Origin of the sequence: Rhizobium sp. Root274 (assembly GCF_001429245.1) — a bacterium.
GTDB lineage: Bacteria > Pseudomonadota > Alphaproteobacteria > Rhizobiales > Rhizobiaceae > Allorhizobium.
Genome location: NZ_LMJE01000001.1, coordinates 258,346 through 283,908, shown reverse-complemented (window position 1 = coordinate 283,908; position 25,563 = coordinate 258,346). Strand labels below are relative to the sequence as shown.

Genomic DNA, 25,563 nt, shown 5'->3' with positions numbered 1-25,563 from the left:
CCCTCTGGTCTGCTATTGTCTATGATGATTGAAGAACGACCGTTAGATGCTGTGTAGCCGGAGTTTTTTGATGTGTGCCATAAAAGAATTTGATGTCTGACGGCTCTGTCGATCTGGGCTGGATGCGGCTGCTCGTTGAGATCGCCAGACGCGGTTCGCTCTCTGCGGCGGCCGAGGGCCTGGGGCTGACCCAGCCAGCGGTCAGCTACCAGATGCGGCTGCTCGAACAGCGCTTAGGCGTGCCTCTCCTCACGCGTCTGCACAGGGGTGTCAGGCTGACGGAGGAGGGGCGGCGGCTGCTGGTGATCGCCGAGCGCACGGTCCAAGAGGTCGATGCCCTTCAGCGCGACATCCGACATGCCCGTCGCCGCCCCGTCATTCGTCTGGCGACAGACTACGCCTTTTCCAGCCTTTGGCTCATTCCACGCATGCCGGGTTTTCGAAGGCAGTATCCAGAGATCGACCTGCAGATCGTCGCCGCTCAGCGCCTGACGCAAAACTGGCGGGAGCAGGCGGATCTGGCCGTGGCCTTCGGCGCGCGGGCCGATGTCGGCGAAGAGGCTGTCCTGCTCATGCCTGAACGGGTCGTGCCGGTCTGTGCGCCCGCGCTGCGCGACCGTCTGGAGCGGTCTGACCTCGCCGACCTAGGCAGGGATGCGCCGCGCATTCACCTGGAAGCCGAAGCGGGCTCGCCCTGGCTGGACTGGCGATCCTATGCCGCAACCGCTGGCCTGCCGGCAGGAAGCGAACAGCCGACCGGGGACCTGCGCTTCAACACCTATGCCATGGTGGTTCAGGCTGCCCTCGGAGGACAGGGGATTGCACTCGGCTGGCTCGGCATTGTCGACCAGCTGTTGGAGGCCGGTCTGCTGGTCGTAAGCGGTGAAGCCGTAGATGTGCCGGACCGTGGCTATTGGTTGCTGGGCACAGCCGGGGACCGTGCGGCAGCGCAACTCGGCAGCTGGCTGCAGGATGAGGCGACGGTGATAACGACGGCCTCTGAACACGTCGCTGCAGAGCGGTGAAAGTCTCAGATAACTAAGTTCCGTACGTTATTTGAAGCTAATATTTAACTACTTCAGGTTCATCCTTGTTTGCCGTTAAAGTTGCGTGCCCTCTCGGCCCGCGTCGGATGATCTGGAGATCGAAATGCGCTTGACCGACATCTCGGTAACCTGGCGTCTTGCATTTGCCCTCGCCATTCCCCTGCTCGCACTCGCAGGTCTGGCCTATGTCGAGATCAACACCACCTATGTCGCCTACATCAATGCCCGCGAGCTCGGTGTCGTCAGCAGGGATCTCGGCATCATCGGTGACCTGGTTCATGTTCTGCAGTCCGAGCGTGCCGAGGCGGTGGGGCTTCTTGCTACGAAAGGGGTGCGGCATCGCACGGAACTGACAAGTGCCCGTGCCGCCGTTGATAGCAATCTGCAACTCGTTGCCCGCATCAGAGCGGACATAAGGGCAGAAGGCGATCCAACGTTGACGCGCCACGAGCAGACGCTTGAACAGGCGCTGGCCGATCTCACCACCGTCCGCTCCAAGATCGATGCGCTCGGGATCTCTCAGACCGAAGCCTTTACCTACTACACGGACCTTGTCCGAAATCTGATGAACATCTCGCAGGAATTCTCGCTGGATGCTGGCGCGCGGGGCGTCGTTGGCAAGATGATGGCGTACAGCCTGCTGATGAACGCCAAGGAAGTTGCCGGACAGGAGCGCAATCTGGGCCACAGCTTCATTGCCGAGGGCAAGTTCAACGAGGCGCACTACCTCGACTTCATCGGCATGTTCGGCTCTCAGATGTCGCTCATCAGCCAGTATCTGGATCTCGTTCCCGAGGATGACCGCGAGCGTTATGCGGCATCCCTTCATACACCGGATGCCGAAGCAGTCGAAAAGATCCGCGCGGCCATGATGAAGGCGGGACTGGCCGCGGATCTGACAGGCTTTGACGATCAGGAATGGCTTGAGCGTTCCGCCAAACGCATAGAGCGGCTGAAGGAACTGGAAAACGAGACGCTGGCAGCGATCATTGCCGACAGCCAGTCGATCGCCGATGGCGAGTACCACCATCTGCTGAAGGTGGGTGGCATCACCGGCAGTGTGTTGACGCTGGCCTTCTTCCTCGCTGTGTCCTTGTCGTTGACAGTGGTGCGCCCCCTTCGTCGTCTCACGGCCACCATGCACCGGCTGGCAGCCGGCGAGATCGAAGTGGATCTCATCCAGTCCGACAGCAAGGATGAGATTGGTCAGATGGGCTCCGCCGTGAGCCGCTATATCGCGCTGGCCAAGGAGCGCATGTTGAAGGAGATCGCGGAACAGGAGGAGGCCGAGCGGATCAAGCGTCAGGCGGAAAAGGCCGCGGAACAGGAGCGCGCCGCCCGGGCAGCCGAAATCGCCTTTGCCGTCGAGCAACTCGGCCAGGGGTTGGATGCGCTCTCGACCGGCGAGATCGGCTTCCGTCTCCAGTCGCCCTTTGCCGACACGCTGGATGCCCTGCGCACCAACTTCAACGGCTCCATGGACCGGCTCTGCGGGATCATGGCGACCATCCGCGAGAGCACGGGTCACCTCCATGGCGGCTCGCACGAACTACAGATCGCAACCGACGATCTCGCCCGCCGCACCGAGCGTCAGGCCGCAGCCCTTGAAGAAGCAGCAGCCTCGATCAACGAGATCACCTCAGCGCTGGGCAGCGCCGCCAAGCGTGCCGACGAAGCGGGCAGCCTTGTGAAGGAGGCAACCCATACGGCCCAACATTCCGGCTCGGTGGTTGGCGAAACCGTGACGGCCATGAACCATATCGAACAGTCATCCGGCCAGATCGGGCAGATCATCGGCGTGATCGATGAGATCGCGTTCCAGACCAATCTTCTGGCCCTCAATGCGGGTGTCGAAGCGGCCCGTGCCGGCGAAAGCGGCCGTGGCTTTGCCGTGGTCGCCCAGGAGGTCCGCGAGCTTGCGCAACGTTCGGCCACCGCCGCCCGTGAAATCAAGGCGCTGATTTCCCGCTCGACCCAGGAAGTAGCAGCAGGCGTTCGCCTCGTGCATGAGACAGGCGAAACCTTGCGGGGGATCGAAGACTTCGTCCAGAAGATCAACGAGCGGGTGACCGCCATCGTCTCCTCCGCGCATGAGCAGAAGGCGGCGCTGGAGGAGATCAGTCAGGCGGTGAGCCAGATGGATCAGGTGACGCAACAGAATGCGGCGATGGTGGAAGAGGCGAGTGCGGCGACCTCAAGCGTCGCGACGGAAGCTGATCGCCTGAATGCGCAGATTGCCATGTTCCGATTGCCGCATGAGAATGAAGCCCCATCATCCGGTCGGCACGCGGCATAGGGCTCTACTTAAAGAAGGTTGGCGAGCCGGCAGAATTCCTCCACGCTCAGCGTCTCAGCGCGGCGTTGCGGATCGATCTCCGCACGGGCAAGAAGAGCCTCGCCGCCAATGGACTTGACGCTCTGCCGCAGCATCTTGCGTCGCTGGCCGAAGGCTGCGGTCGTCACGCGTTCCAGCTTGGCGGGATCGCAGGGCAGGGGTGTCGGGCGCGGCTCCAGATGAACGACGGTAGAGGTCACCTTGGGCGGTGGGGTGAATGCCTGGGGCGGGATGTCGAACGCCATATGCGCTTGCGTGCGCCAACCGCAGAGCACACCGAGACGACCGTAATGATTGTCGTCCTCCCCGGCCACGATCCGCTGACCGACCTCCTTCTGGAACATCAGCGTCAGCGACGACCAGAAGGGCGGCCACTGGCGCGGCAAGAGCCAGTTGACAAGCAATTGGGTGCCGACATTGTAGGGGAGGTTGGCAATGATCTTGACAGGCTTGCCGTCTGCCAGCGCCTCGAAATCCGTCTTCAGCGCATCGCCTTCGATGACCTCAAGCCGACCGGGATAATGGGCCTGGATCTCCGCCAAGGCCGCGAGGCACCGCGCATCGCGCTCGACCGCGATCACCTTGGCCGCACCGAGCGCCAGGATCGCGCGCGTCAGGCCGCCGGGGCCAGGGCCGATCTCGAACACGGTTGCCCCTTCAAGTGAACCCGCAGTCCGAGCCACTTTCTGGGTCAGATTGAGGTCGAGGATAAAATTCTGACCAAGCGATTTCTTCGCATCAAGCCCATGGCGCGCAATCACGTCCCTGAGGGGCGGCAGTCCGTCGAGTGCGGCCATCAGGCGGTATCTTTCGAAGAATGGCTCATGGCATCTGCCATGCGGAGCGCCGCAACAAGGCTCTGCTCGCGCGCAAGCCCGGTACCAGCAAGCCCAAAAGCCGTGCCGTGGTCGGGCGAGGTGCGGATAAAGGGAAGGCCCAACGTGACATTCACGCTGTCGTCGAAGCCGAGTGCTTTCGCCGGGATCAGGGCCTGGTCATGATACATGCAGATCGCAACGTCATAGCGCCCGCGCGCTTCGTCGTGGAACATGGTGTCGGCTGGCAGTGGGCCAAAGGCATCAATGCCCTCGTCGCGCAGGCGGCGAATGGCAGGCAGGATGACATCCTGGTCTTCAAGCCCGATCGCCCCCTCTTCACCCGCATGCGGATTGAGCCCGGCAACGGCCAGACGCGGACTGGACAAGCCCAAGCGGCGGCTGAGATCGTTCGCCACGATCCGGCAGGTTTCGACGATGAGGTATTCCGTGAGGGCACCTGGCACATCCTTGATTGGAATGTGAATGGTGACCGGAACCGCGCGGAGCTTTGGCCCGGCCAGCATCATCACCGGCGTGACTGCCTGGCCGGTTGTCCGTTGAGCGAGATCTGCGAGAAACTCTGTGTGGCCCGGAAAGCCGAAGCCGGCTTCGTAAAGCACGGACTTGGCGATGGGATTGGTGACGACCGCACGTGTTCGCCCTGCAAGGGTCAGCGCAACGGCCGTCTCGATTGCAGAGATCGTGCCGCGCGCATTGGCGACATGGGGTTTGCCCGCAAGCACGTCTGTGCCGGTGGCAATGGGCAGGACCGGAAGCTTGGTCGCAAAGAGCGCTGCTGCGCCTTCTGCGTCTGTCTCCGCCATCGCGACGTCAAGGTCGAGCAGGCGTGCCCGGACTTTCAGCACCTCGGGATCGCCGATGTAGAGAAAAGCCGGCAGTCCCAACACCGTCCGCTGCGCGAAAGCCTGAAGGGCAATGTCGGGCCCGATACCCGCGGGATCGCCCTGGCTGAGCGCAAGCGGAAGAACGCCGTCGGTCATCTCTCGGCCTTCCGCCGTTATTGCATCACGATCTGCGCCTTGGAGCGGAGATCTTCCAGATACTTGGCGGCATTCGGGTTTTCGCCGTCCTTCTTTTCCTTGCCGATATCCTCGGCGCGGAACACGATTTCTGCGGCAACGTCGTCCGAGACCTGGCGCTGGTTGCAAATCGCGAGATATTCCACCCCACGCTCGGTGACGCGGGTCGCCGTCGTTCCGCCGTTCGCCTTTTCGATGAGCGGCTTCCATTCGGGCGGCAGTTCCGGCTCGAGCACCCGGCCCAGATTGCGGATCGACACGTCGAGATAATTCTTGGCAAACTGCATCGCCTGATCGCAGCCCGGGAAAGACGCGCGGGACTTTTCAGCCTCCGCCTTGCGCTTGCCGACAATGCCCTTCTTCGACGCGGGAACGACGAAGATCACCTGCTTCAGCATGTATTCGGTGGTGACAGGCTTCTGCTTGTTTTCGAGCAGGCGCGTGACGAGGTCCTGGTTCGAGAGCTTGCTGCCGGCGCCTGCTCCATAACGAGCATTCACCAGCCGTGGCCAGCTCATCGATACCGCGATGAAGGCTTTGAAATGCGCGGCGGTGACGCCTGCACGGTCAAGGATCGTGTTGAGCTGCTCGACCGACATCTTGTTGGATGCGGCAAAGCGGGCGAAGGACGCATCGACATCCGCCGTGCTTACCGACATGCCGACGCGGGCGATTTCATCGCGCTTCAGCACTTCGTCGACCAGTTCTTCCTTGGCGATCTTCTGCAGATTGCCGGTCTTGCGCTGCAGGCGCAGGAAGGCCACGCGATGGGCCAGGTCTCCACTCGTGATCGCGGTCTTGTTGACCACCGCGACAACCGAGGTCGCAGCCATGGCCTGGCTGCCAAGGGGCGCCGGGGAAACGCTGAGCGACAAGGCAATGACGCCGGCGACCAAAAGGCTGATGCCGTTTTTCGCTTGAGCCATCTCACATCCTTTCTCCGGACAAACAAGAATTTGCCGGACGTTCTTCATCATACGGATCTTAAACTGCCGCATGGTTTGTACAATCCATACGGCAAAACAATGACTCTGTGCGACCCGGGGAATCTCAGTTGGACGAGATGTCGCTGAGCTTCACTTCGCCGAGTGTGCGGAACACCAGCCTGCCGCCGATCGTCCAGTCGTTCGCAGTCTCGTCGTCCGGGTCGGTCTTGTCCGAGTAGAAGAGCGAGAGCGTCGTGCATTCGTCGGCATACGAGATCCCGACGCTGCGCCGGTTGAAGGCATTCGAGTCGATATCGTAGTTGACCGAACCGAAGACCGACCAAGACTGGTTCAGCTTGATCGTGGAGCTGGACGCGATCGTCTGGTTATTGTCGTCGAAGCTGTATTCGGGGCGCGCAGCAACCTGGGAGAAAGTAACGCTCGTCGAGAGACGGTCGTTCGCATAGGTCGCATTCAAGTCCGTCCGCCGAAGCGCCAGGGTCTTCTCGTCCAGCCGCACACCGGTGCTGAGCGACAGGCCCATCGGCAGCTCGATGCCCGCCGAAGCGACGAAGTCCGAGACGTCGGTTTCGAGGCCGGAGTCGGAGCCGACGGCCAGTAGGTCGTCGGTCCCATAGGAGTTCAGACCGGCCAGATGATAGGACTGACCCATGACGGCGCGAAGCCCGATGCCGTTGTCGAGGCTACCGGTATAACGCAAGCCGACATTGGCCCGCGTGCCACCTTCGACCCGGTCGAAGCCCGAAAACTTGTTGCGCGAGAACAGGTTACTCGCATCGAAGACGAGGCTCTGGGCATCTTCATTGGGAAGCTCGCCGGCCAGTTGCTCGTTATTGCGGGCATAGATCTGGGCGATCGGCTCGATGATGTGGGTGCTGTTGCCCATCGTCACCAGCCACGGATAGCGCAGCTCGACGCCAGCGGTCAGCATGTAACGGGTCGGAGCATCGTCCGAGGTGTAGCCCGAGTAATCACTCGGTGCGTCCATCGCGAGGCCGTAGACGTCGCCGCGCGCTGCCAGCAACGGCGTGATCTGCAGGCCGCCTGGGCCGTCGAAGGTCCGTTCCCACTCCAACTCGCCGGTCAGGCGATTCATGTTGCCCTTGAGGCCGCGATAGAGATCGTTTCCGGCGACCCCATCATTGTTGACAGCTTCCTCAGAGAAGCGTGACAGTGACGTGAAGTTCAGGGTCCCCGAAAGCTGACCCCCAGCCACGAGTTCCGGCGCATAATAGCTGTAGTCGATGACCGGCAGAACGGTCGCCTGCTTCTTCTCGGCCGTATCGTTGATGTCGGCGTCTTGCACGTCGAAATAATAGCCGCGCATGTCGAAGAAGTTCCGATCACCCTTGCCGGTCAGATAAACCGTATTGGTGTTCGTCGAGCTGTTCAGCCCTTCGATCGCATAGGTACGGGCAAAGTTGTTGTCCGACTGGAACATGACATCCCAGCCGAAGCTCCAGCGCGGGTTGATCTTGAAATCGCCCTTGGAAGCAATCAGTCCACGGACGTCCTGCGCAGAGTCACTGGTGTTTGCAGTGAAAGCTTCACTGTCCATCTGGCTGATGCCGGCGACGCGCAAGTTTGCTTCGCCCTTTTCGAACCGCTGGCGGATCTCACCTTCCAGCAGAAGACCCTGCTTTGTGAAGCCCGTGGCAGTCACCGTCGCATCACGATCGGGCGCAATGGCGATGTAGTAGGGCACAGCAATGCCGAAGCCGACATTTTCGCCCGACTTAAATTCCGGGAACAAAAAGCCGGACTTCCGCTTTACCGTATTGTCGGGAACTTCGATGAAAGGAAGCGTCGCGAGCGAATGACCGAAGAGCTCGAAGCGAGCCTTTTCCAGTCTGACCGTATGCTTCTTGCCGTCCTGGATAACCCGTTCAGCTTTCACCTGCCAAATTGGTGGGCGAGAGGGATTTTCCGCACAGGGCAGGCATGCCGTGTAGACGCCCTTGTGCAGGATCATCTGGGTGCCGCCGACGCGCTCCGCGCTTTCGGCGACAAGACGAGTATTGTCGTTCGTTTCCACACGCAACGACTTAAGGAAGCCGTCGGAGAAGTTGTCGGTGACGTCTAGCGATTCCGCATAGATGCGGTTGCCGGTCGGCTCCACCAGTTCGATGTTGCCGGCTGCCGTGACGCGGCCCGTCTTCTGGTCATAGACGACCTGACGGGCAACCATTTGGTAGCCGTTGTAATTGATCTGCACCGCACCGCTCGCCACGACGCGTTCGGCGTCACGGTCGTAAAGCAGTTCATTGGCTGCGAGGAGGAGTTTCGCGTCTTCAGGCATTGCTTCGGAACCGGCACCCGGCACCGACAGGCTTTGTGCATGCACGACGGGCGCAGGGAGCGACAAAGCGCACACAGCGACACCGGTCAGCAGGGCTACTGTGAGCCTCCTGATATTCGCGCGGTCTTTTACCGCCACTAACCATCCTCCTTGTGAAGCAGAATCGTTGCCCCCAATGCCATCGCTACGACAACTGGTACCCAGGCCGCAACATACGGCGGCATGACGCCGCTGCTTCCGAATGCCCTGACGAGCACTGTCACAACATAAAGCACGAAGCCTGACAATATTCCACCGAGAATCACCGACCTGGATTGGTTGATCCGGCTGAATTTGAGGGAAACGGTTGCGGCGATCAGTGTCATTGCAATCATCAGGAACGGCAATGACAAGAGCGAGTGAAACTGCGTTTCGAGCGCATCGGGCGACAGGCCGAATGACCGGGTCACCTCAATTTTTCGAAAAAGATCATAAAAAGCAACGCTGTCCGGTTGCACCAGCCGCTGTTGGACGAATTCGGCATTGAGGTTGGTGGGCACCCGCGCCTCGGCCAGCCTCTTCTGGATCTCGCCGGGACGGTTCTCCGTCACGTCGGTAAGGATCCAGTAACCATCTTTCAACGTTGCTGTGCGTGCATCCTGCCGGAGGACGATTCGGCCCTCCTTGTCGAAATGCAACAGCACGGCGTCCACGAGCAGCGTTCCGTCCTCCAGAACCGTGTTGGCACCGATGGCCACATCCACGTCGCCGCTGCTTTGGCGAAGCCACGGAATGGGGGCGGGCTTGCTTCGGTCCGCCGACTCGCGCCAGTCGGACTGGATCTGCGCACTCTGCCGCTGCCCCCAGGCCGCAAGCGGGTTGATGATCAGCGTCGTGGCAAGGCCGATCATCGCCGCCCCGATCAGGAACGGCGCCATGAACTGCCAGACCGAAATGCCGGCCGCTCGCGCCACGACAAGTTCGGATTTGCGGTTGAAGCTGATCAGCGTCGCCATGCCGACGAAAAGGCCGATGAAGGGAACCGTCTGCTGCAGGATGAGCGGCAGTCGAAGCGCCGTCAGGAACAGGACCCCGCCGAGCGAATATCCGGGCAGGCCGTCGAAACGCCCAGAGGTTTCGGTGAAGTCGATGAGGTAGGTGATGCCGATGACGCCGAGGAAGAACCACAGCGCCGTCATCATATAGCGGCGGAAGAAGTAAAGGCCGAGGGTGCGGATCATGCAGCACTCCCCGCATTGGAGCCCATGCGCTTGCGAGCGGACAAAACGGCGTTGCTTACCATCCGCGACACAGGGGACGGGAGAGCCGGCCGTTTATCGGCCATCAAGTAGAACAGGGCCGCACCACCGGCGACGAAGGGCACGGCATATTGCGTCATGACAAAACTTGCATCGCGCTCCGCGAGAGTTGTCGCGTAGTTGTGCATCCAGAACATCGTCAGCGCCATGATCAGAGCCGACACCATGGGATGCAGATGGGCTTCGCGATGAGAGCGCGCGTCGCCGCAGAACATTAGCGAAATCAGCGTCACGACGATCGGAAACAGAGCGGAACTGATGCGGCGATGATACTCGGCCCGGTAATCACCCGGTTTGCGCTTGAACTCCGGGTCCATGGGATCGGGATCGAAAAGTTCACCCAGTGACTTGTCCTTCGCGCCGTAGCGGGTCTGGCCGCGCTGTTCGGACAGTTCCGAGAGGTCGAAAGCATAGCGGTCGAAGCGGATGACGGTGACGTCGCCGGTCGGCGCCTTCCGCTGCACTTCACCGTCCTGCATGATCAGCGTCTTGCCGCTTTCGTCGACGGCGCCTTCGCGGGCGTAATAGATCATCTGCGAACTAGGGTCGCGGGAATCGGCAATCAGCAGCCCCTTCAACCCGCGGCCGGATTGTCGCTGGGTGATCTGTACATAGAGCCCGTCTTCGATCTTGCGGAAGGTCTTTTCCTCGATGACCGAGGACAGGAGGTCCGCATAAGCCGTGGATATCATCGTGCGGACATTCACCCGCATCGCCGGCTCCACATAGCTCACCATGAAGAACGAGAAGACTGTGAGCCCGATGCCGAGCAGGACCAACGGGCGCCGGATCGTCGAGCGCGAAGCGCCGGCTGCGTCGACCACTGCAAGTTCGGAATCGTTGTTCATCGTCGTCAGCGTCTGGGTGATCCCGATCACCAGCGCAAACGGCAGGACCGTCGAGACCAGCGTCGGCAGGATCATCGTCGCGAGCTTCATGAAAGAGCCGACCGACTGACCGCTGTCTGTAACGAGGTTGATACGCTGCAATACCTGCGTGGTCCAGATGATCGCCAGCACCGGCATAAGGGCCGTGAGGAACATCAGGACGACACGTCGCAGAATATATTGTTCGAGTATCTTCATGCGGTTCCCTGGCGCCCCTGCAAAAACGCGCGAGGGGCCGATGACGAGCCTTCTCTACGACGCTTGCGGCGATTTGGCGACGGACGAGCGAGATTTTCCCCCGCTTCGAGTTCCGTTTTTTTGGTCCACCGCGACAAAACGGACACGCTGTCGAAAATCGTCCGCCACTCGCGGCTCATCATGGGGAGCAGCAAAGCCCTGACGCTCCGCATTCGGGGGACTGCGACAACAAAGAACAGGTCCCGTCTTGCCATCGTGATCGAAAAGACCATGATCGGTCATTCAATTCCACAGACGCCAGGATTGATTTTTCATGTCGATAAAACTCGCCATCTCCTTCTCGAAGTCGCAGCCCGTGACCGAGGGGCTCGTCATTGCATTGAAGACGGCTGAGGCTGAAACCCCATCAGGAATGACAGATGCAGATCCGGGCGGCATCTACGCCAGGGCTGCGAAGGTCGCCAGCTTTTCGGGCAAGGCGTCCTCGGTGCTCGACATCGTCGCGCCACACGGCTCGGCTGCCGATCGCCTTGTTGTTCTGGGGCTGGGCAAGGCAGAGAATTTGACGGCCCATGACTGGCTAAAGGCTGGCGGCAGCGCCGCCGCCAACCTCAAGGGTGCCGAGACCGTCACCGTCTTTCTCGACGTTCCGGGAAGCGTGGTGACGCCCAAGGCGGCTGCTGATTTTGCTCTTGGCATGCTGCTGCGTGCCTACAAGTTCGACACCTACAAGACGAAGAAGAAAGGCGACGACGACGAGGCAAAGGCCGACAAGACGGTGAAGGTCACCATCGTCACCGCCGACGCATCTGGCGCCAAGAAGGCTTTTGCCGAAGCACGCGCCATTGCGGATGGTGTCGTGCTCGCCCGCGATCTGGTCAATGAACCGGCCAATGTGCTCGGGCCCCTCGAATTTGCCGCCAAGGCAAAAGACTTGGAAGCGCTTGGCGTCGAAATCGAGATCCTGACCGAAAAGGAGATGAAGAGGCTCGGCATGGGCGCTCTTCTTGGGGTCGCCCAGGGTTCGGTTCGCCCGCCGCGCCTGGTCGTCATGCAGTGGAAGGGCGGCAAGTCGAAGGACAAGCCAATCGCCTTTATCGGCAAGGGTGTCGTCTTCGACACCGGCGGCATCTCGATCAAGCCGGCCGGCGGCATGGAAGAGATGAAGGGAGACATGGGCGGGGCAGCCGCGGTCACCGGCCTCATGCATGTGCTCGCCGCTCGCAAAGCGAAAGCCAACGTAATCGGCATCATCGGCCTCGTCGAAAACATGCCCGACGGTAACGCCCAGCGCCCTGGCGACATCGTCACCTCCATGTCCGGCCAGACGATCGAGGTCATCAACACCGATGCCGAAGGCCGCCTCGTGCTCTGCGATGCGCTCTGGTATTGCAACGAGCGCTTCGCGCCGGCCTTCATGATCAATCTGGCAACGCTGACCGGCGCCATCCTTGTGGCACTCGGCAATCTGCATGCCGGCCTGTTTAGCAACAATGACGATCTGGCCGAAAAGCTGCTGGCGGCCGGCCTCAGCACCAACGAACGCCTATGGCGCATGCCGCTCGGCAAGGATTACGACAAGATGATCGATTCCAAGTTCGCCGACATGAAAAACACCGGTGGCCGCCACGCCGGCTCGATCACCGCCGCGCAGTTCCTCAAGCGCTTCGTCAAGGACACGCCCTGGGCCCATCTCGATATCGCCGGCACGGCGATGGGCTCGCCGAGCGACGAGATCAATCAGTCCTGGGCCTCCGGTTACGGTGTGCGCCTGCTCGACGAATTGGTGCGGGCGAACTACGAAGCCTGACCGGGGCCAAGGAAACACGTGTGGCAGAAGTCCTTTTCTACCATCTGACCGAATCGAAACTGGAAGACGCGCTCCCACCGCTCCTCGAAAAGAGCGTGGACCGCGGCTGGACAGTTGCGGTCCAGACCCGTGATCCCGAGCGGCGCGATGCCCTCGATGCCCATCTCTGGGTCTACCGGGACGACAGCTTCTTGCCGCATGGGACGGACGAGGGGGCAACGCCGGCGCGACAGCCGGTGCTCCTCACCGTTGAGCCGGAGAACCTGAACGCCGCGAGCGTTCGCTTTCTGGTCGATGGCGCAGAACCGCCGGAGACGCTTGACTACGAGCGCGTCGTTTTCGTTTTCGATGGCTACGATGTGATCCAGCTGGAAGCGGCGCGCGGGCAGTGGAAAAAGCTGAAGGCGGAAGGCCACAGCCTGACATACTGGCAGCAGACGCCGGAAGGGCGCTGGGAAAAGAAGGCGTAGCGGCTGCAATGCGGTGACAGTGAGCCGGCGGGCTGCACACTCGGTCAGGCGAGATCTGTGCGACGGAAATCCTTGCCCACATAGAGGAGGGCGGCACCGGATGCCTTGGCGCCTTGCATAGGAAAAGCAGTCGCCGAAACTGAGGCGGGCCGGATGGCGTCCCTTGCCGTAACGGGAGAACGCATCGAGCGCGGCAAGCGCTGTGTCGCGGCTGGCTGGCAGGATTTCGGCGTTTAGTCCGAGAAACATCAGACATCGCCCCACATTTCGTCGAGAAACGCCTTCTCGTCGAAATCGGGATCGACCGTCCCCAAGCCCTGGTAGCGCTGCTTGATGTTCTCCAGCCGTTCGGCGAGCGGTGGACGCTGTTCGTCCTCCTGCACCACGCGCTCCAGCGCCTGACGGAGGGTATCCGTCTTGGTCGGGGCCTTCAGGATCTTCTGCGCCTGTTCGGCGAGTTGGTTCACCTTTTCGTCGCCTACGTAAAGCGGCATGGCGTCACCTGTGAATATACGCCATCAGGATATTGTATATTCGGGGTTGCAACAAGAAAGGTGCCGATCAGCCGGCCATGCCCTCTTCATACTCGGTCGAGAGCTCCAGCCACTGTTCTTCCGCCGCCGACAACTTCGCCGCCGCTTCACCGCGCTGTTTGGCTTTTTCGGCCGCCTTGGCCGGAGCCTTCTCGTACAGAGCCGGATCGGCGAGCTCCTTGTCCAGCGTCTGAATCAAAGTCTCCAGCTTCTTTGTCAAAGCCTCGACTTCGTTGATCTTTTTCTTGAGCGGCGCCAGGCTCGCGCGGCGGTCGGCCGCTGCCTTGCGCTGCTCCGCCTTGTTCACCTGATCGCCGGCTGCCGTATCTGCCTTGTCCCTTTCGGCAGGCTTTTTGCCCGCCGCAATGATCAGGCTGCGATACTCTTCCATATCGCCGTCGAAGCTGGTGACGGTCCCGTTGTTGACCAGCCACAACCGGTCGACGGTCGCCTCGATCAGGTGGCGATCGTGGGAAATCAGGATGACGGCGCCTTCGTAGTCGTTCAGCGCTTCGATCAGCGCCTTGCGGCTGTCGATGTCGAGATGGTTCGTCGGTTCGTCGAGGATCAGGAGGTTCGGCGCATGGAAGGCCGCAAGCCCCATCAGCAGGCGCGCCTTTTCACCGCCGGAAAGATCCTTGGCCGCGGTGTCCATCTTCTCGGTCGCAAGCCCCATCTGAGCGACGCGGGCGCGCACCTTGGCTTCGCCCTCCTGCGGCATCAGTCGGCGCACATGGTCGACGGGGCTTTCGTTGGGAATGAGGTCATCCAGCTGGTGCTGGGCGAAAAAACCGATCTTCAGCGTCGAGGCCGTCTTCAGCTGCCCGCCCTGCGCTTCCAGCCGGCCGGAGATGAATTTGGCGAAGGTCGACTTGCCGTTGCCGTTCGAGCCGAGCAACGCGATGCGGTCATCATTGTCGATCCTCAGATTGAGGTTCTTCAGGATCGGCTTGCCCGGTTCGTAACCGACGACGCCGCTGGCGATGGCAACGATCGGAGAGGCGGGCTGTTTCTCCGGCTTCGGGAAGGTGATCGGATTGACATGGTCCTCGATCACGGCGGCGACAGTGCCCATCCGCTCCAGCGCCTTGATGCGGCTCTGCGCCTGCTTGGCCTTGGTCGCCTTGGCGCGGAAGCGATCGATGAAGCTCTGCAAATGCTTGCGCGCGGCGTCGTTCTTCGCCTTGGCCTTCATCTGCAGCTCGTCGTTTTCGGCCTTCTGCCGCTCGAAGCTGTCATAGCCGCCGCGATAGAAGGTCAGCTTCTTCTGGTCGAGGTGGATGATCGAATTGACGGCGGTGTTGAGGAGGTCGCGGTCGTGGCTGATGATGATGACCGTGTGCGGATAGCGGCGCACATAGTCTTCAAGCCAGAGCGTGCCTTCGAGATCGAGATAGTTCGTCGGTTCGTCGAGCAGCAGGAGATCCGGCTCGGCGAAGAGCACGGCTGCCAACGCGACACGCATGCGCCAGCCGCCGGAAAAGGACGAAGCTGGGCGCAGCTGCGCCTCGTGGTCGAAGCCGAGGCCGGAGAGAATGGTCGCAGCACGCGCTTCCGCCGAATGGGCACCGATATCGGCAAGCCGCGTCTGGATCTCCGCGATCCGATGCGGATCTGTCGCCGTCTCCGCTTCGAGGAGAAGGGCGGCGCGCTCCTTGTCGGCGGCAAGCACGATCGAGATCAGCGAGTCCTCGGTCCCCGGCGCCTCCTGCGCCACCTGTCCGATCCGGGCATTCTTCGGGATCGAGATATTGCCCGTTTCGGCCGAGAGGTCGCCGGTGATGATACGGAAAAGCGTCGACTTGCCAGCCCCGTTCTTGCCGACAAGGCCGGCCTTTGTGCCAGCCGGCAACGCGACGGTCGCATGGTCGATGAGCAGCCTTCCGGCGATGCGGGCGGAGATGTCGTTGATCGTGATCATGTCTGGCTTTTGGCCGATCTGTCGGTCAAAGGCAAGCAGACAGCGCGGCTCGCGAATTCGCTTGACCGGCCTTCACGCGACCTGACGCTGACCTGGCTTGTGGCCGATGATCGGCTGGCGAGGATTGTGCCGGGCGAGTTGGGTGGCGGTCTTGGCGAGCGATAGCCAGTGCAACGGGTCCGCCGCTTCCTGCGCCATCACATGGCCGAGCGCCAGCGGCAAGCCACCGAGTTCGGAACCGGTCTCGCTGGCGAAGACGCGATTGTTCTCCGCCGTGGTGAAAAGCCGCTCGGCGATGATGTGAGCGTCGCTGGCGTCGATGTCGTCGAAGACCAAGGCGAAAGTGTCCGCGTCGATGCGCGCGATGTAGTCGTGTTTCTTGATCGCCTTGCGGAAAATCCTGGCAAGTCCCTTCACCAGCTTGGCCGCCGCTTCATCGCCATACTGGTGATGCAGCTGTGCGAGATCGCAGATTTCGATCAGCACCAGCGCGCTGGTATGGGCAGCCGTGCTGCGCGCATGGGTCTCCTCGAGCTTTTGCAGGAAGGCTGCGCGGTTCGGCAGACCTGTCAGCCGGTCGCGGAGTGTCATGGCCTTGGCCGCCTGCATCGCCCGGTCGGCCGTCTCCAGTGTATCCAGCCCCTCTGCGACCTCATGGGCCAGCAGCGTCTCCGCCTGGACCATTTCGCGGGCGAGCGAGGCCAGGAGGTCGAGTTCGCCGAGCAGTTGTTCGATGCCGACATCGACTTCGGCGCGGATAGAGGTTGCAGCCGTCTCGACCGAGCGGGCGAAGCTGCGCTTCTGGCTCAGCCCCAATGCCAGCTTGGCCTTGATCGACGAAAGAGCGCTGAGTGCCTCCGTCTGCAGCCTCTCGGCGGTCGCCCCGCAATGGCCGGGCAGCCGATGCTTGAGACCAAGTTGATCGAGCGCATGCTGGCTGGGCTTTGCTCCGAGCGTCGCCAGTTCGTGGCTGAGATCCGGATTGCCGCCGCTCAAAGCCTCGTACACGAGTTCGAAGTTGCGGGGCAGGGCAGCGATTTCGTGCCGCAGCATCACAGCCATGATCTTCTGCAAGGCATCCGCGCCCGTTTTGCCGGCACGGTTCGGCCCGCCCGTGATGTTGTCCTGCATGATTCCCCTCTTGCCTGTCTGCCCCAGGTTCCAGGCGATCAAGGTCAGGCAGAACCTTTGGGAAATCGTTTATGCCGACGCGCAAGCGGGAAACGCAGTTAATCTTTCGTATTGCGGAACCCGGATGCGGTTCCGAAGCAGCTGTGAAACATTGCAGGAACCTGATGATCGTCATTCATAGGATATTAGTACATCCGAAAGCATGATGGAGCCGGTAAGCGCCTCCCTTCGTTGTTCTCCTGGAACTCACGCTTGGCAGGGCTGCTGAAACTGGAAAGCGAACGACAACAGATGCCTGCCGCCGGGGTCACCGTCTCTGCCTATTTTGTGTTTTCGCTTGTCCTTGTCGCTGCCGTGATTGCGCGCCCCTCGGGCCCGTTCATGCTGGTGGTGACGAGCCCGAACCAGAGCGCAGAAGGCAACATGGCGGTCATCGCGAAAGCTGGCGGTCGTTTCGTCTGGGCGGGGCGCGCACCTTGGATATCTGTGGCTCAATCTGACGAACCCGGCTTCGCCGAAAGGTTGTTCGATGCAGGAGCCTACCTTGTGCTGAACCATGACTTGGCAGTTGGCTGCCGTGAAGGAAAATGACATGAATGAATTGCAAAGCCTGCGTGCAAAGGCTTCGGTAGGCCTCCAGGCTCTTCTTTGGATCAACTTCGCGCTGATTGTTCTCGCGAACAGCCTGCGTGCTGCAGGCATGGATTGGTTTGCAATCGGTGCGACGCTGTTGATGTTGGCACCGGTGACGCTCGTGTGGCTGAGGGACCGAACAGGACAGACCACGCGGATCCTGACGTCGATGGCCCTTGCCATGACGGTCTCGATCCTTGTCTATGCGTTTTCCGGCAGCCCGCTGCAGATCGACATGCATATGTATTTCTTCGCAACGCTTGCCGTCTGTGCGGCCTGGGTTGATTGGCGGGCCATCGTTGCCTTCGCAGGCTTTGTGGCCGTGCATCACCTGGCGGTCTACTTCGTGATGCCGCTGGCGGTTTTCCCGGGCGAGTCCGATTTTTCCCGCGTCATTCTGCATGCGGTCGTGCTCGTTCTCCAGTCTGGTGTGCTGATCGCTCTGACCTTCGCCGTCGTCCGGGCATTTATGGCCTCCGACAAGGCCGTCGAGACGGCAAATGCCGCCCGACAGGAGGCGTCGGCTATGGCTGATCTCGCCAGACAGGCCGATGCGACGGCCGCTGACGAGCGGCTGCATCACGAAGCCGAAAAGGCCAAGGAGGCGGAAGCGGTGCAAATGGCCGTCTCCGAGCTGGGCGCGGTTCTGTCGCGTCTCGCGGGCGGCGACCTGTCCTGCCGTATTGCCAAGCCTTTCCCTGGCAAGCTTGATGAGCTGCGCAGCTCTTTCAACGCCTCGGTCGAAAATCTCGAAGCAGTCGTTGGTCAGGTTGGCGAAGTCGCCAATGTCATCCGGCAGGGCACGTCGCAGATCGCCGAGGCGAACCAGGACCTCTCCACGCGAAGCGAAAGACAGGCGGCGTCGATCGAGGAGACGGCGAGTGCACTGTCAGGTGTCGCAACGACCGTCAGGCAAACGGCTGAAGTAGCTGATTCCGTTGGCCGCATGGTCGATCAGGCACGCAGCGGTGCTGAGCGTTCGGGGTCGATCGTGACCGACGCCGTCTCTGCCATGAGCCGGATCGAAAACTCCTCCCGGGAAATCAGCCAGATCATTGGCGTGATCGACGAAATCGCCTTCCAGACCAATCTCCTGGCTTTGAATGCAGGCGTGGAAGCGGCCCGTGCGGGTGAGGCCGGCAAGGGCTTTGCCGTCGTCGCCCAGGAGGTGCGCGAACTGGCCCAGCGGTCGGCAAATGCAGCCAAGGAGATCAAGACGCTGATCAACGCATCTGGCGAGCAGGTCCGTCATGGTGTCTCCCTCGTCGATCAGGCGGGTGAAGCGCTCAGCACAATTGCCAAGGAAGTGAATTCGATCAGCGAGCAGGTCGGCAAGATCGTGGCCGCGACACGCGAGCAGTCCGCCGGCCTCTCCGAAATCGATGCCGCGATCGGCCACATCGACCGGAACACCCAGCAGAATGCAGCCATGGTCGAGGAATCCTCCGCGGCGATCCAGCAACTCGTTCATGAAACCGGTAATCTGGACGCTCTGATGGCGCGCTTCTCGCTCCAGCGCAGCGCGTCGACCGCACGACGCGCGGCATAACAATCGCTTGCCATTCAAACGGAAAGAGCCGCAGGGACCGTCCCTGCGGCTCTTTCCGTTTTTAAAGCCATGCCCGTCCGTCGCTCCGCAAGAAGTAGATCAGGTCAATGGCAAGGCTCGGCTTGCCCATGCCCGTCAAGCCCGCATGCACCTGGCCACGGTGATGGGTCTGATGGTTGAACATGTGGCTGAGGGCAGGGGAAAGCCGTTGCTGGATGCGTTCCGAGGAGGTGAGTGGCGTGTAGGAGATCTGGCCCTCCAGCTGCGCCGCTGTCAGGTTCTCCACATAGGCGATAATTCGCCCATCCTCCTCTGCCCGGGCCTCCCGTAACTCGGCAAAGCTGGCGCAGGGGCACTCGTTGAGGGCGGAGGGGCGGGGGCCTTGGCCGGTGAAGCGGTTCAACCAGATACGATCGGCGGTCAGGAGATGGCTGAGCGTGCCGAAGATCGAGCCGAAGAAGGCGCCGGTGTCGCAGTGCAACTCCTCCTCGGACAATGCGCCCGCCGCGTCATAAACCAGCCCGTTTGCCCAGCGGTTATAGGCCGCCATCATCTTCAGATTTTCCATTGAACGCTCCTGTCGTGAATTTTGCCCTGGCCAAGCCTTCGCCAATCTTAGCAGTCGCTTCCGCAAACAAGGGTGATGGATCCCATGAAATTTGCTGATTTGCTTCGACGGCTGGAATGGTCTTCTCTGCAGGAAATGAAACGAGGTCCTTCATGTCTCTGACGCTCTACTCTCTGTGTGGCACTGATCCGAACCGCCCCTTTTCGCCCCATTGCTGGAAGATCGTGATGGCACTCCATCACAAGGGATTGGCCTTCGAAGAGCGGCCGCTGCCCTTCACGGAAATTCCGAAGGCAGAAGATGGATTCTCGAAGACGGTGCCGATCGTCAGGGACGGGGATCAGCTGGTCTCCGACAGCTTCCGGATCGCGCTTTATCTCGAAGAGGCCTATCCAGAGCATCCGAGCCTGTTCGGCGGCGAGGGCGGAAAGGCGGCGGCCCGGCTGGTCGAAGGTTATGCCCAGAATATCGTCCATCCGGTGATTACCCGCATAGCCGTATTCGACATCCACCAGATGCTTGGCCCCACCGACCAGGACTACTTCCGCGCCTCCCGTGAAAAGTTTCTGGGCAGGCCCCTTGAAGAGGTTCATGCCGAGCGGGCGGCTGCCATTGCAGCGCTTCCCGGCCAGCTCCAGCCGCTGCGCCACATGCTCGGTTTCCAGCCCTTCATCGGGGGGCAGTCCCCGCTCTTTGCCGACTACATCCTGTTCGGCGCGCTGCAGTGGCTGCGCATCACCACCGGTTCCATCCATCTGCCCGATGGCGACCCGGTCTTGGGTTGGTTCGAGCGTTGCCTGGAACTGCATGAGGGTGTCGGCCGTCAGGTGGCCTGACGGCCGCAGCCTTTAACGCCCGTAGCGCACCGAGATGGAAGCCTTGGCCAGCGCATGGGCGTTGGTCATGAAACCGATCAACGCCCCGCTCGCTGTGGAATCGAGATCGAGCTTTGCCGTGTCGAGGGCGGTAACCGTGAACACATAAGTGTGGGTCTGCCCCTCGGGCGGGCAGGCACCCAGGAACCCGGAATAGCCGGCATCCGCACGGCTCTGGACCGCACCGGCGGGCGCTCCTGCCTCGGGCGAGATGCCGGCCTGAAGGGCTGTGACGTCTGCCGGAATGTTGAACATCACCCAGTGCCAGAAGCCGGAGCCGGTCGGCGCATCGGGATCATAGAGGGACACGGCGAAGCTTTTCGTGCCCTCTGGGGCATCGCTCCAGGTGAGGGCGGGTGAGATGTTCTGACCGCTGCAGCCGAAGCTATTGGCAACCTGCGCCCCGGCAAGAATGCCTCCGTTATGAAGATCGGGGCTGGAAAGGCTGAATTCCGCCGCCTGCGCCTGCGTGGCAAAAAAGGCGAGGCTCAGGATGGCGGCGGAAAAGGTCTGTCTGACCATGATGGGCTCCTTCGATAGTGAGAAGCCCAATCTAGCAGTTCCGCTATTCGGCTGCGGCTCCGATGCGATCATCTTCGGCTCCAATGCGCGCAATTTCCGCGGCCGGAATGCGGATGTCGCGCGGGGACAGCCCGAAGCGTTCGCGGAAACGCGCGGCAAACTTGGAGGCGGATTCGTAGCCGACCTCCAGCGCCACCCGGTTGATCGGCAACTCGGTCGCCTGGAGCAGGCCAACGGCACGCGTCATGCGCATGTCGGCGATAATTTCAGTGAGGTTGGTGCCGGCGGCGGCAAGCTTGCGGCGAAGCGTGGCCTCGCTCACCCCGAGCGACGAGGCGACGCGATCCGCGGTCCAGTCGCTCGCCAGGTCGCGGCCGATCAGGCCGCGAACGCGGTCGTGCAGGCTCTCGCGGCCACCGGCGCGCAGGCTGAGACCGAGCGCGTCCAGACGCAGGATGATCTCGCCGAGCATGTGACGGCGCAGCTGTTCGGCGTCGCCGGCCTTTGTCAGGCTATGAGCAGCCCGTTCGAGGGCCGTCTGGAACTCGGCATCCGGAAGAAATGTTGCGGCGTCCCGCAAGGCCGCAAGCTGGGCGTTCGCATAGGCATCGACGAGATCGGGCGAAAACATCAAGGCTTCGGCTTGATAATCGCCTCCAGCGGCAATCTCGTTGATCACGGTCCATTCCCCGTTGATCGGCAGGACGATGGCGGTGCCCGGTCCCGCCTCAAGATCGATCCTGTTTGAAGAAACGCGCTTTACGCCCCGGCGCACGATGATCAGGCCGGGCTGGTCGGCGCGCAGCCGTCGGAATATGCCGGAACTCGCCTGGATGATGTAGCAATGGGCGCCGATGTCGGGAGCTGCATGCGTGAAGCGCGCGATGCGGCCTGAAATGCTCTCGATCACTGCAACCTCTCCTCGGGGGCTTGAGCGCCGTGCCATCGGCGCTGTTGATTATGACGTGGGCGTGAAATTCGTCCATCCCCCTTGTCTTCGTGATTCGGGCCTTGTAGATACCGCCCACTTTCCCTTCAGACACCAACAAGGATGAGACAGATGGCGATTGAACGCACCTTCTCGATGATCAAGCCGGACGCAACCAAGCGCAACCTCACGGGCGCCATCACCAAGATGCTGGAAGACGCAGGCCTGCGCGTCGTCGCCTCCAAGCGCGTCTGGATGAGCAAGCGCGAAGCCGAAGGCTTCTACGCCGTTCACAAGGAACGCCCCTTCTTCGGCGAACTGGTTGAAGGCATGACCTCCGGCCCGACCGTCGTTCAGGTTCTCGAAGGCGAAAACGCCATCTTGAAGAACCGCGAAATCATGGGCGCCACCAACCCGGCCAACGCTGACGAAGGCACCATCCGCAAGACCCACGCTCTCTCCATCGGCGAGAACTCGGTTCACGGTTCGGACGCTCCGGAAACCGCTGCCCAGGAAATCAAGTACTGGTTCTCGGACACCGAAATCGTCGGCTGAATCAGACCCTGAGGTTTCGGCCTCAGTGCATTGATAAGACTTGCAGAACCGGGGCGGAAACGCTCCGGTTTTTTTGGCCTTCAATGCGGCAATGGCGGAATGCCTGCAGACTTTGGTCAGGCAAAAAGTCAGCGGCCTCGCCAGACTGCTGCCTCCAGTCCGCTAAACGAGGTCCTCCGTCTTGCTGTCCATCCGCGCCGTTTCCCGCCTTGCCCCGCTCATCTTCGTTGTCTCGTCCGGCACAGCCATGGCCGATTCGATCGGCCTCTCTACCCAGTTCACCGGACCGGATCAGCGACTTGAGATCGTCAATGGCGGCCCGTTCCAGGATCTTGCCATCATGACGGATGTGAACGAAGAATCCGTCGGTCAGGCCTGGCACGTGACCTCGCAAGGCCAGTGGGTGCGCATCCGCAATGAAGCCATGGGCGACACCATGTGCCTGGATGTCGTCAACGGGGGCGGTCCCGCCTATATGGTCCAGATGCGCCCATGCGGAAACTATTCGGGTCAGTTGTGGCAGATCTCTGCCTCGGGCGAATACATGCGCTTCACCACCCAGTTCCTCGGAAACCGCTACTGCCTCGATATCGCCAATGGCGGCATGCTCGATCGTTACGCCCAAATGAGGCTCTGCGGCGACTATTCCGGCCAGTTGTGGACACTGGTCAATTGACGGCGGCCTGATTTGCCGGAGCCAATGGACAGTCGGCGCCCTGGGCATAATCCCGGGTCCCGTCGGCCTTGAAGACCTCCGGATTGGGCGTGTAGATCGGCCCGACCACCAGCGGCTTGCTGGGCATGATCGTCTGGTCGAGCGTCGAGGTCAGCGTCGTGTCGATGGCCTGGAGGAGCTTATCCTGCTTGTCGACCACCCGGATCGAGATCGCGTAAGGTTTGCCCTTGACGATGCAATGGACGGGCGGGCTTTCCAGCGCCACCTTTTCCCAGAAGGGGAAGATCTTCGTCCGCGTCTCGATCGGCGCACCGCCGGCGGGATTTTCGAATTGCGTGACGACGAAACTCTCGTCCGGCAGCGGTCCGTTGCGGGCAAGCGTGACCACATAGGTCGCCTGCGCCACGCGGTAGTTGAAGATGAAGACCTTGCCGCTCACCTTCAAAGGCTCGTTCGCGTCTTCGCGCTGGCAGGCCGGCAGGACAGCAAGGACCGCACAGGCTGCAAGGCTCAGACGTTTCGTTCGCGCCATCATGGCAGTGGCTCCGTCTTCTTCCGTTTGTAGTGGCGGCTCGCTTTGACCCGGTTGCCGCAGACGGTCATGTCGCACCAGGTGCGGCTGCGGTTCTTGCTGCGGTCGAGAAACAGCCATCCGCAATGGCCGCAGATCTTCATCCGTTCGGGCTGGGGTTCACAGATAAGCCTGAGTGCAGATCGCGCCGTTGCCTGGTCGAGCGTTTGACCGACTGTCGCAGCCCTCAGCGTCGCTGCGATCCGCTCCAGCAATTCGGCCAATGCCAGCCTGTCCTCGCTCCCCAGCGTTCGAACACGAAAATAGCGGTCGATCGCCTCACGCAGTTGCAGAAACTCGCCGCGATGCTCCTCGGGGAGGGGGCGTAAGTCCGGAAAATCCTGCCGCTCGGCAGACAGTCGGACTGCGGCCTCCGGGAAGGCCTGAAACTGCTCAGCCACAGCAAACCGGTCGCGCCGCCCCTCGGCATCGTGCCGAAGGATGACGCTGTTGGCGACGTCAAGCGCCAGCGCGCCGCCGACGAAACGATGAGCAGTCCACGTGAAGGTCATGCTGACAATATAACTGGTAAAAACCATTTTACTAGTTATAAATGAAATCGGAGGATGGATGGCCTATTTGCTGCAGCAGATTCTGAACGCGGTGCCGGTGGCGAGTCTCTGTGCCTGCCTCGCCTTCGGTTATGCGCTCGCCTTCGGAGTGACCCGCCGCCCGGACATCACGTTTGGAGCGCTGGTCGCTCTTTCAGGCCAGATCTGTCTCCTCTTCGTCGATTACGGCTGGAATCGCCTCTACCTGATCCTGCCGGCATCCCTTCTGCTGGGCTTCATCGCCGGCTTCGCCTATGCGCTTCTCGCCGGCTGGACGAGTGCCCGTTACATCATGCTGCCGCTGCACCGACGTTCGGCCAACAGCGTGATCGTTGCCTCACTGGGCTTGGTCATCCTGCTCTCGGAGGGCGCGCGGCTGGCGCTCGATACCCGCAGCCTGTGGCTGCCACCGCTCGGACAGAGGCAAATCGTGCTGGCCGAAATCGACGGGTTCACCGTGGGGCTGACACCGGTTCAACTCGTCCATTCCGCGCTGATGGTTGGGCTGGTCCTGATGGGGCATCTCGTCCTGACACGCAGCCGCGCCGGTCGTCTCTGGCAGTCGGTCTGCCAGGATGCCTTCGCCGCTCGGCTGCTCGGGGTGGATGCCGACCGTGTCTTCGTGGTGGCACTCATGGCCTCCGCAGCTCTCGCCGCCATGGCAGGCCTTTCGGCCACGGTGCTTTACGGCACGATGGATTTCGGTGCGGGTCTGATGCTGGGGCTGAAGGTGGTTCTGATTGCGGCAGCAGGGGGATATTTCCGGCCGCTGCATTCCGCGATCGGTGCCGCTGGCATCGGTTTTGCCGAAACGCTCTGGAGCGCCTATGGCCCGATGATCTGGCGCGATGCGGTGATCATCGCCGCGCTCGTCTTCCTGCTGGTGCTGAGCCGGCGTGAGCGCGTTATTCCCTGATGCCGTCCTGCCAGCGCGCTTGCGCGGCATCATCTGCATCCGTGGCCGCGACCCAGTCCCTGGTTTGACCGTCCTTGCCATGCTCCTTCTTCCAGAAGGGGGCGGAGGTCTTGAGGAAATCCATGACGAAATTTGCCCCGTCGAAGGCCGCCTGACGATGCGGCGCAGCAGCGATGACAAGCACGATCTGCCCACCGGCTTCGATCCGGCCATGACGATGGATGGCGGTCAGACCGAGCAGTGAGAAGCGCTTGATGGCAAGCGAAGCGATCCTGGTCATCTCCGCCTCGGCCATGCCCGGATAATGCTCGAGTTCGAGCGCTGCCAGCGTGCCCGCCTCGTCGCGGCAGAGGCCGACGAACGATACCATCGCGCCGATATCGGCCCGCCCTGCGGTCAGCGATGCGCTTTCAATAGCAGCGTCGAAATCCTCGCGCTGGACTCGGATTGTGGGTTGGGGCATTGGCGGCATCCTCCGGCCGACAG

At 61.5% G+C, this 25,563-nt stretch carries 26 protein-coding genes; 10 read left to right on the top strand and 16 right to left on the bottom strand.

Features of this window, described 5'->3' with window-relative positions:
* The first annotated feature begins 92 nt into the window (after positions 1 to 92).
* Together ASE36_RS01495 and ASE36_RS01490 are read left to right on the top strand one after the other, a co-directional pair.
* Entirely contained in the window at positions 93 to 1,025 is a 933-nt protein-coding gene (locus ASE36_RS01495; protein WP_062274954.1) for a choline sulfate utilization transcriptional regulator, read from the top strand.
* A 124-nt stretch (positions 1,026 to 1,149) separates the two neighbouring features.
* Positions 1,150 to 3,342 carry a methyl-accepting chemotaxis protein gene (locus ASE36_RS01490; protein ID WP_062274953.1) on the top strand — a complete coding sequence of 731 codons (2,193 nt, stop codon included), beginning with the start codon at positions 1,150 to 1,152 and terminating at the stop codon, positions 3,340 to 3,342.
* Between the two features lie 8 nt (positions 3,343 to 3,350).
* On the opposite strand, the gene rsmA is transcribed toward ASE36_RS01490, so the two are convergent.
* The 6 genes from rsmA to lptF all read right to left on the bottom strand — a co-directional run bounded on the left by rsmA (position 3,351) and on the right by lptF (position 10,868).
* Positions 3,351 to 4,178 carry a 16S rRNA (adenine(1518)-N(6)/adenine(1519)-N(6))-dimethyltransferase RsmA gene (gene rsmA, locus ASE36_RS01485; protein WP_062274951.1) on the bottom strand — a complete coding sequence of 276 codons (828 nt, stop codon included), beginning with the start codon at positions 4,176 to 4,178 and terminating at the stop codon, positions 3,351 to 3,353.
* Positions 4,178 to 5,200, bottom strand: a complete 1,023-nt coding sequence (gene pdxA, locus ASE36_RS01480) for a 4-hydroxythreonine-4-phosphate dehydrogenase PdxA (protein WP_062274949.1) — start codon at positions 5,198 to 5,200, stop codon at positions 4,178 to 4,180. Before pdxA ends, rsmA begins: the two co-directional genes overlap by 1 nt.
* Positions 5,201 to 5,217: 17 nt before the next feature.
* The gene (locus ASE36_RS01475; RefSeq protein ID WP_062274946.1) at positions 5,218 to 6,165 is read right to left on the bottom strand and encodes a peptidylprolyl isomerase; all 948 of its coding nucleotides are present in this window, start codon (positions 6,163 to 6,165) and stop codon (positions 5,218 to 5,220) included.
* Between the two features lie 124 nt (positions 6,166 to 6,289).
* The gene (locus ASE36_RS01470; RefSeq protein ID WP_062274944.1) at positions 6,290 to 8,623 is read right to left on the bottom strand and encodes an LPS-assembly protein LptD; all 2,334 of its coding nucleotides are present in this window, start codon (positions 8,621 to 8,623) and stop codon (positions 6,290 to 6,292) included.
* On the bottom strand, positions 8,623 to 9,705 hold the full coding sequence (gene lptG / locus ASE36_RS01465; RefSeq protein ID WP_062274942.1) for an LPS export ABC transporter permease LptG: 1,083 nt from the start codon (positions 9,703 to 9,705) through the stop codon (positions 8,623 to 8,625). Before lptG ends, ASE36_RS01470 begins: the two co-directional genes overlap by 1 nt.
* Positions 9,702 to 10,868, bottom strand: a complete 1,167-nt coding sequence (gene lptF / locus ASE36_RS01460) for an LPS export ABC transporter permease LptF (RefSeq protein WP_062274941.1) — start codon at positions 10,866 to 10,868, stop codon at positions 9,702 to 9,704. Before lptF ends, lptG begins: the two co-directional genes overlap by 4 nt.
* Before the next feature lie 313 nt (positions 10,869 to 11,181).
* On the opposite strand from lptF, the gene ASE36_RS01455 reads away from it, so the two are divergent.
* Positions 11,182 to 12,678 carry a leucyl aminopeptidase gene (locus ASE36_RS01455; RefSeq protein ID WP_062274939.1) on the top strand — a complete coding sequence of 499 codons (1,497 nt, stop codon included), beginning with the start codon at positions 11,182 to 11,184 and terminating at the stop codon, positions 12,676 to 12,678.
* 20 nt (positions 12,679 to 12,698) lie between these two features.
* Positions 12,699 to 13,148 (top strand): DNA polymerase III subunit chi, encoded by a 450-nt coding sequence (locus ASE36_RS01450; protein ID WP_062274937.1) that lies wholly within the window; start codon positions 12,699 to 12,701, stop codon positions 13,146 to 13,148.
* 248 nt (positions 13,149 to 13,396) lie between these two features.
* Here the strand turns inward: ASE36_RS01450 and ASE36_RS01445 are convergent, their stop codons facing one another.
* From ASE36_RS01445 to ASE36_RS01435, 3 genes are all read right to left on the bottom strand, one after another.
* On the bottom strand, positions 13,397 to 13,642 hold the full coding sequence (locus ASE36_RS01445) for a type II toxin-antitoxin system VapB family antitoxin (protein ID WP_062274934.1): 246 nt from the start codon (positions 13,640 to 13,642) through the stop codon (positions 13,397 to 13,399).
* A gap of 67 nt (positions 13,643 to 13,709) precedes the next feature.
* Complete coding sequence (locus tag ASE36_RS01440; RefSeq protein ID WP_062274932.1) at positions 13,710 to 15,602, bottom strand: ABC-F family ATP-binding cassette domain-containing protein; 1,893 nt, start codon at positions 15,600 to 15,602, stop codon at positions 13,710 to 13,712.
* A 72-nt stretch (positions 15,603 to 15,674) separates the two neighbouring features.
* Positions 15,675 to 16,733, bottom strand: a complete 1,059-nt coding sequence (locus tag ASE36_RS01435) for a GGDEF domain-containing protein (protein WP_062274930.1) — start codon at positions 16,731 to 16,733, stop codon at positions 15,675 to 15,677.
* 252 nt (positions 16,734 to 16,985) lie between these two features.
* Here ASE36_RS01435 and ASE36_RS01430 point away from each other — a divergent pair, with 252 nt between their 5' ends.
* Together ASE36_RS01430 and ASE36_RS01425 are read left to right on the top strand one after the other, a co-directional pair.
* Entirely contained in the window at positions 16,986 to 17,324 is a 339-nt protein-coding gene (locus ASE36_RS01430) for a hypothetical protein (protein WP_062274928.1), read from the top strand.
* Between the two features lies 1 nt (position 17,325).
* The gene (locus ASE36_RS01425) at positions 17,326 to 18,915 is read left to right on the top strand and encodes a methyl-accepting chemotaxis protein (RefSeq protein WP_062274926.1); all 1,590 of its coding nucleotides are present in this window, start codon (positions 17,326 to 17,328) and stop codon (positions 18,913 to 18,915) included.
* Positions 18,916 to 18,976: 61 nt separating this feature from the next.
* Here ASE36_RS01425 and ASE36_RS01420 read toward each other — a convergent pair whose 3' ends face one another.
* Positions 18,977 to 19,483, bottom strand: coding sequence for a DinB family protein (locus tag ASE36_RS01420; protein WP_062274924.1), 507 nt, complete (start codon positions 19,481 to 19,483; stop codon positions 18,977 to 18,979).
* Complete coding sequence (locus tag ASE36_RS22480) at positions 19,452 to 19,637, bottom strand: hypothetical protein (RefSeq protein WP_156378541.1); 186 nt, start codon at positions 19,635 to 19,637, stop codon at positions 19,452 to 19,454. The genes ASE36_RS01420 and ASE36_RS22480 overlap by 32 nt, the downstream gene beginning before the upstream one ends.
* On the opposite strand from ASE36_RS22480, the gene ASE36_RS01415 reads away from it, so the two are divergent.
* Positions 19,636 to 20,319: a glutathione S-transferase family protein gene (locus ASE36_RS01415; RefSeq protein WP_062277817.1), complete on the top strand. Its 684-nt coding sequence runs from the start codon at positions 19,636 to 19,638 to the stop codon at positions 20,317 to 20,319. The genes ASE36_RS22480 and ASE36_RS01415 overlap by 2 nt on opposite strands.
* 12 nt (positions 20,320 to 20,331) lie before the next feature.
* Here the strand turns inward: ASE36_RS01415 and ASE36_RS01410 are convergent, their stop codons facing one another.
* Together ASE36_RS01410 and ASE36_RS01405 are read right to left on the bottom strand one after the other, a co-directional pair.
* A complete protein-coding gene (locus tag ASE36_RS01410) occupies positions 20,332 to 20,880 on the bottom strand; it encodes a YbhB/YbcL family Raf kinase inhibitor-like protein (RefSeq protein ID WP_062274921.1) in 549 nt (182 codons plus the stop codon).
* Positions 20,881 to 20,923: 43 nt separating this feature from the next.
* Positions 20,924 to 21,790, bottom strand: a complete 867-nt coding sequence (locus ASE36_RS01405; protein ID WP_062274918.1) for a helix-turn-helix transcriptional regulator — start codon at positions 21,788 to 21,790, stop codon at positions 20,924 to 20,926.
* A 150-nt stretch (positions 21,791 to 21,940) separates the two neighbouring features.
* Here ASE36_RS01405 and ndk point away from each other — a divergent pair, with 150 nt between their 5' ends.
* Together ndk and ASE36_RS01395 are read left to right on the top strand one after the other, a co-directional pair.
* Complete coding sequence (ndk, locus tag ASE36_RS01400; RefSeq protein ID WP_062274915.1) at positions 21,941 to 22,363, top strand: nucleoside-diphosphate kinase; 423 nt, start codon at positions 21,941 to 21,943, stop codon at positions 22,361 to 22,363.
* A 181-nt stretch (positions 22,364 to 22,544) separates the two neighbouring features.
* Positions 22,545 to 23,039 carry an RICIN domain-containing protein gene (locus ASE36_RS01395; protein WP_062274911.1) on the top strand — a complete coding sequence of 165 codons (495 nt, stop codon included), beginning with the start codon at positions 22,545 to 22,547 and terminating at the stop codon, positions 23,037 to 23,039.
* On the opposite strand, the gene ASE36_RS01390 is transcribed toward ASE36_RS01395, so the two are convergent.
* Together ASE36_RS01390 and ASE36_RS01385 are read right to left on the bottom strand one after the other, a co-directional pair.
* A complete protein-coding gene (locus ASE36_RS01390) occupies positions 23,032 to 23,574 on the bottom strand; it encodes a hypothetical protein (RefSeq protein WP_244474628.1) in 543 nt (180 codons plus the stop codon). The genes ASE36_RS01395 and ASE36_RS01390 overlap by 8 nt on opposite strands.
* Positions 23,571 to 24,122, bottom strand: coding sequence for a CGNR zinc finger domain-containing protein (locus tag ASE36_RS01385; RefSeq protein WP_062277810.1), 552 nt, complete (start codon positions 24,120 to 24,122; stop codon positions 23,571 to 23,573). Before ASE36_RS01385 ends, ASE36_RS01390 begins: the two co-directional genes overlap by 4 nt.
* Positions 24,123 to 24,180: 58 nt before the next feature.
* Here ASE36_RS01385 and ASE36_RS01380 point away from each other — a divergent pair, with 58 nt between their 5' ends.
* Positions 24,181 to 25,077 carry a branched-chain amino acid ABC transporter permease gene (locus ASE36_RS01380; protein WP_062274908.1) on the top strand — a complete coding sequence of 299 codons (897 nt, stop codon included), beginning with the start codon at positions 24,181 to 24,183 and terminating at the stop codon, positions 25,075 to 25,077.
* On the opposite strand, the gene ASE36_RS01375 is transcribed toward ASE36_RS01380, so the two are convergent.
* On the bottom strand, positions 25,067 to 25,540 hold the full coding sequence (locus ASE36_RS01375) for a molybdenum cofactor biosynthesis protein MoaE (protein ID WP_062274893.1): 474 nt from the start codon (positions 25,538 to 25,540) through the stop codon (positions 25,067 to 25,069). The genes ASE36_RS01380 and ASE36_RS01375 overlap by 11 nt on opposite strands.
* Positions 25,541 to 25,563 lie beyond the last annotated feature (23 nt).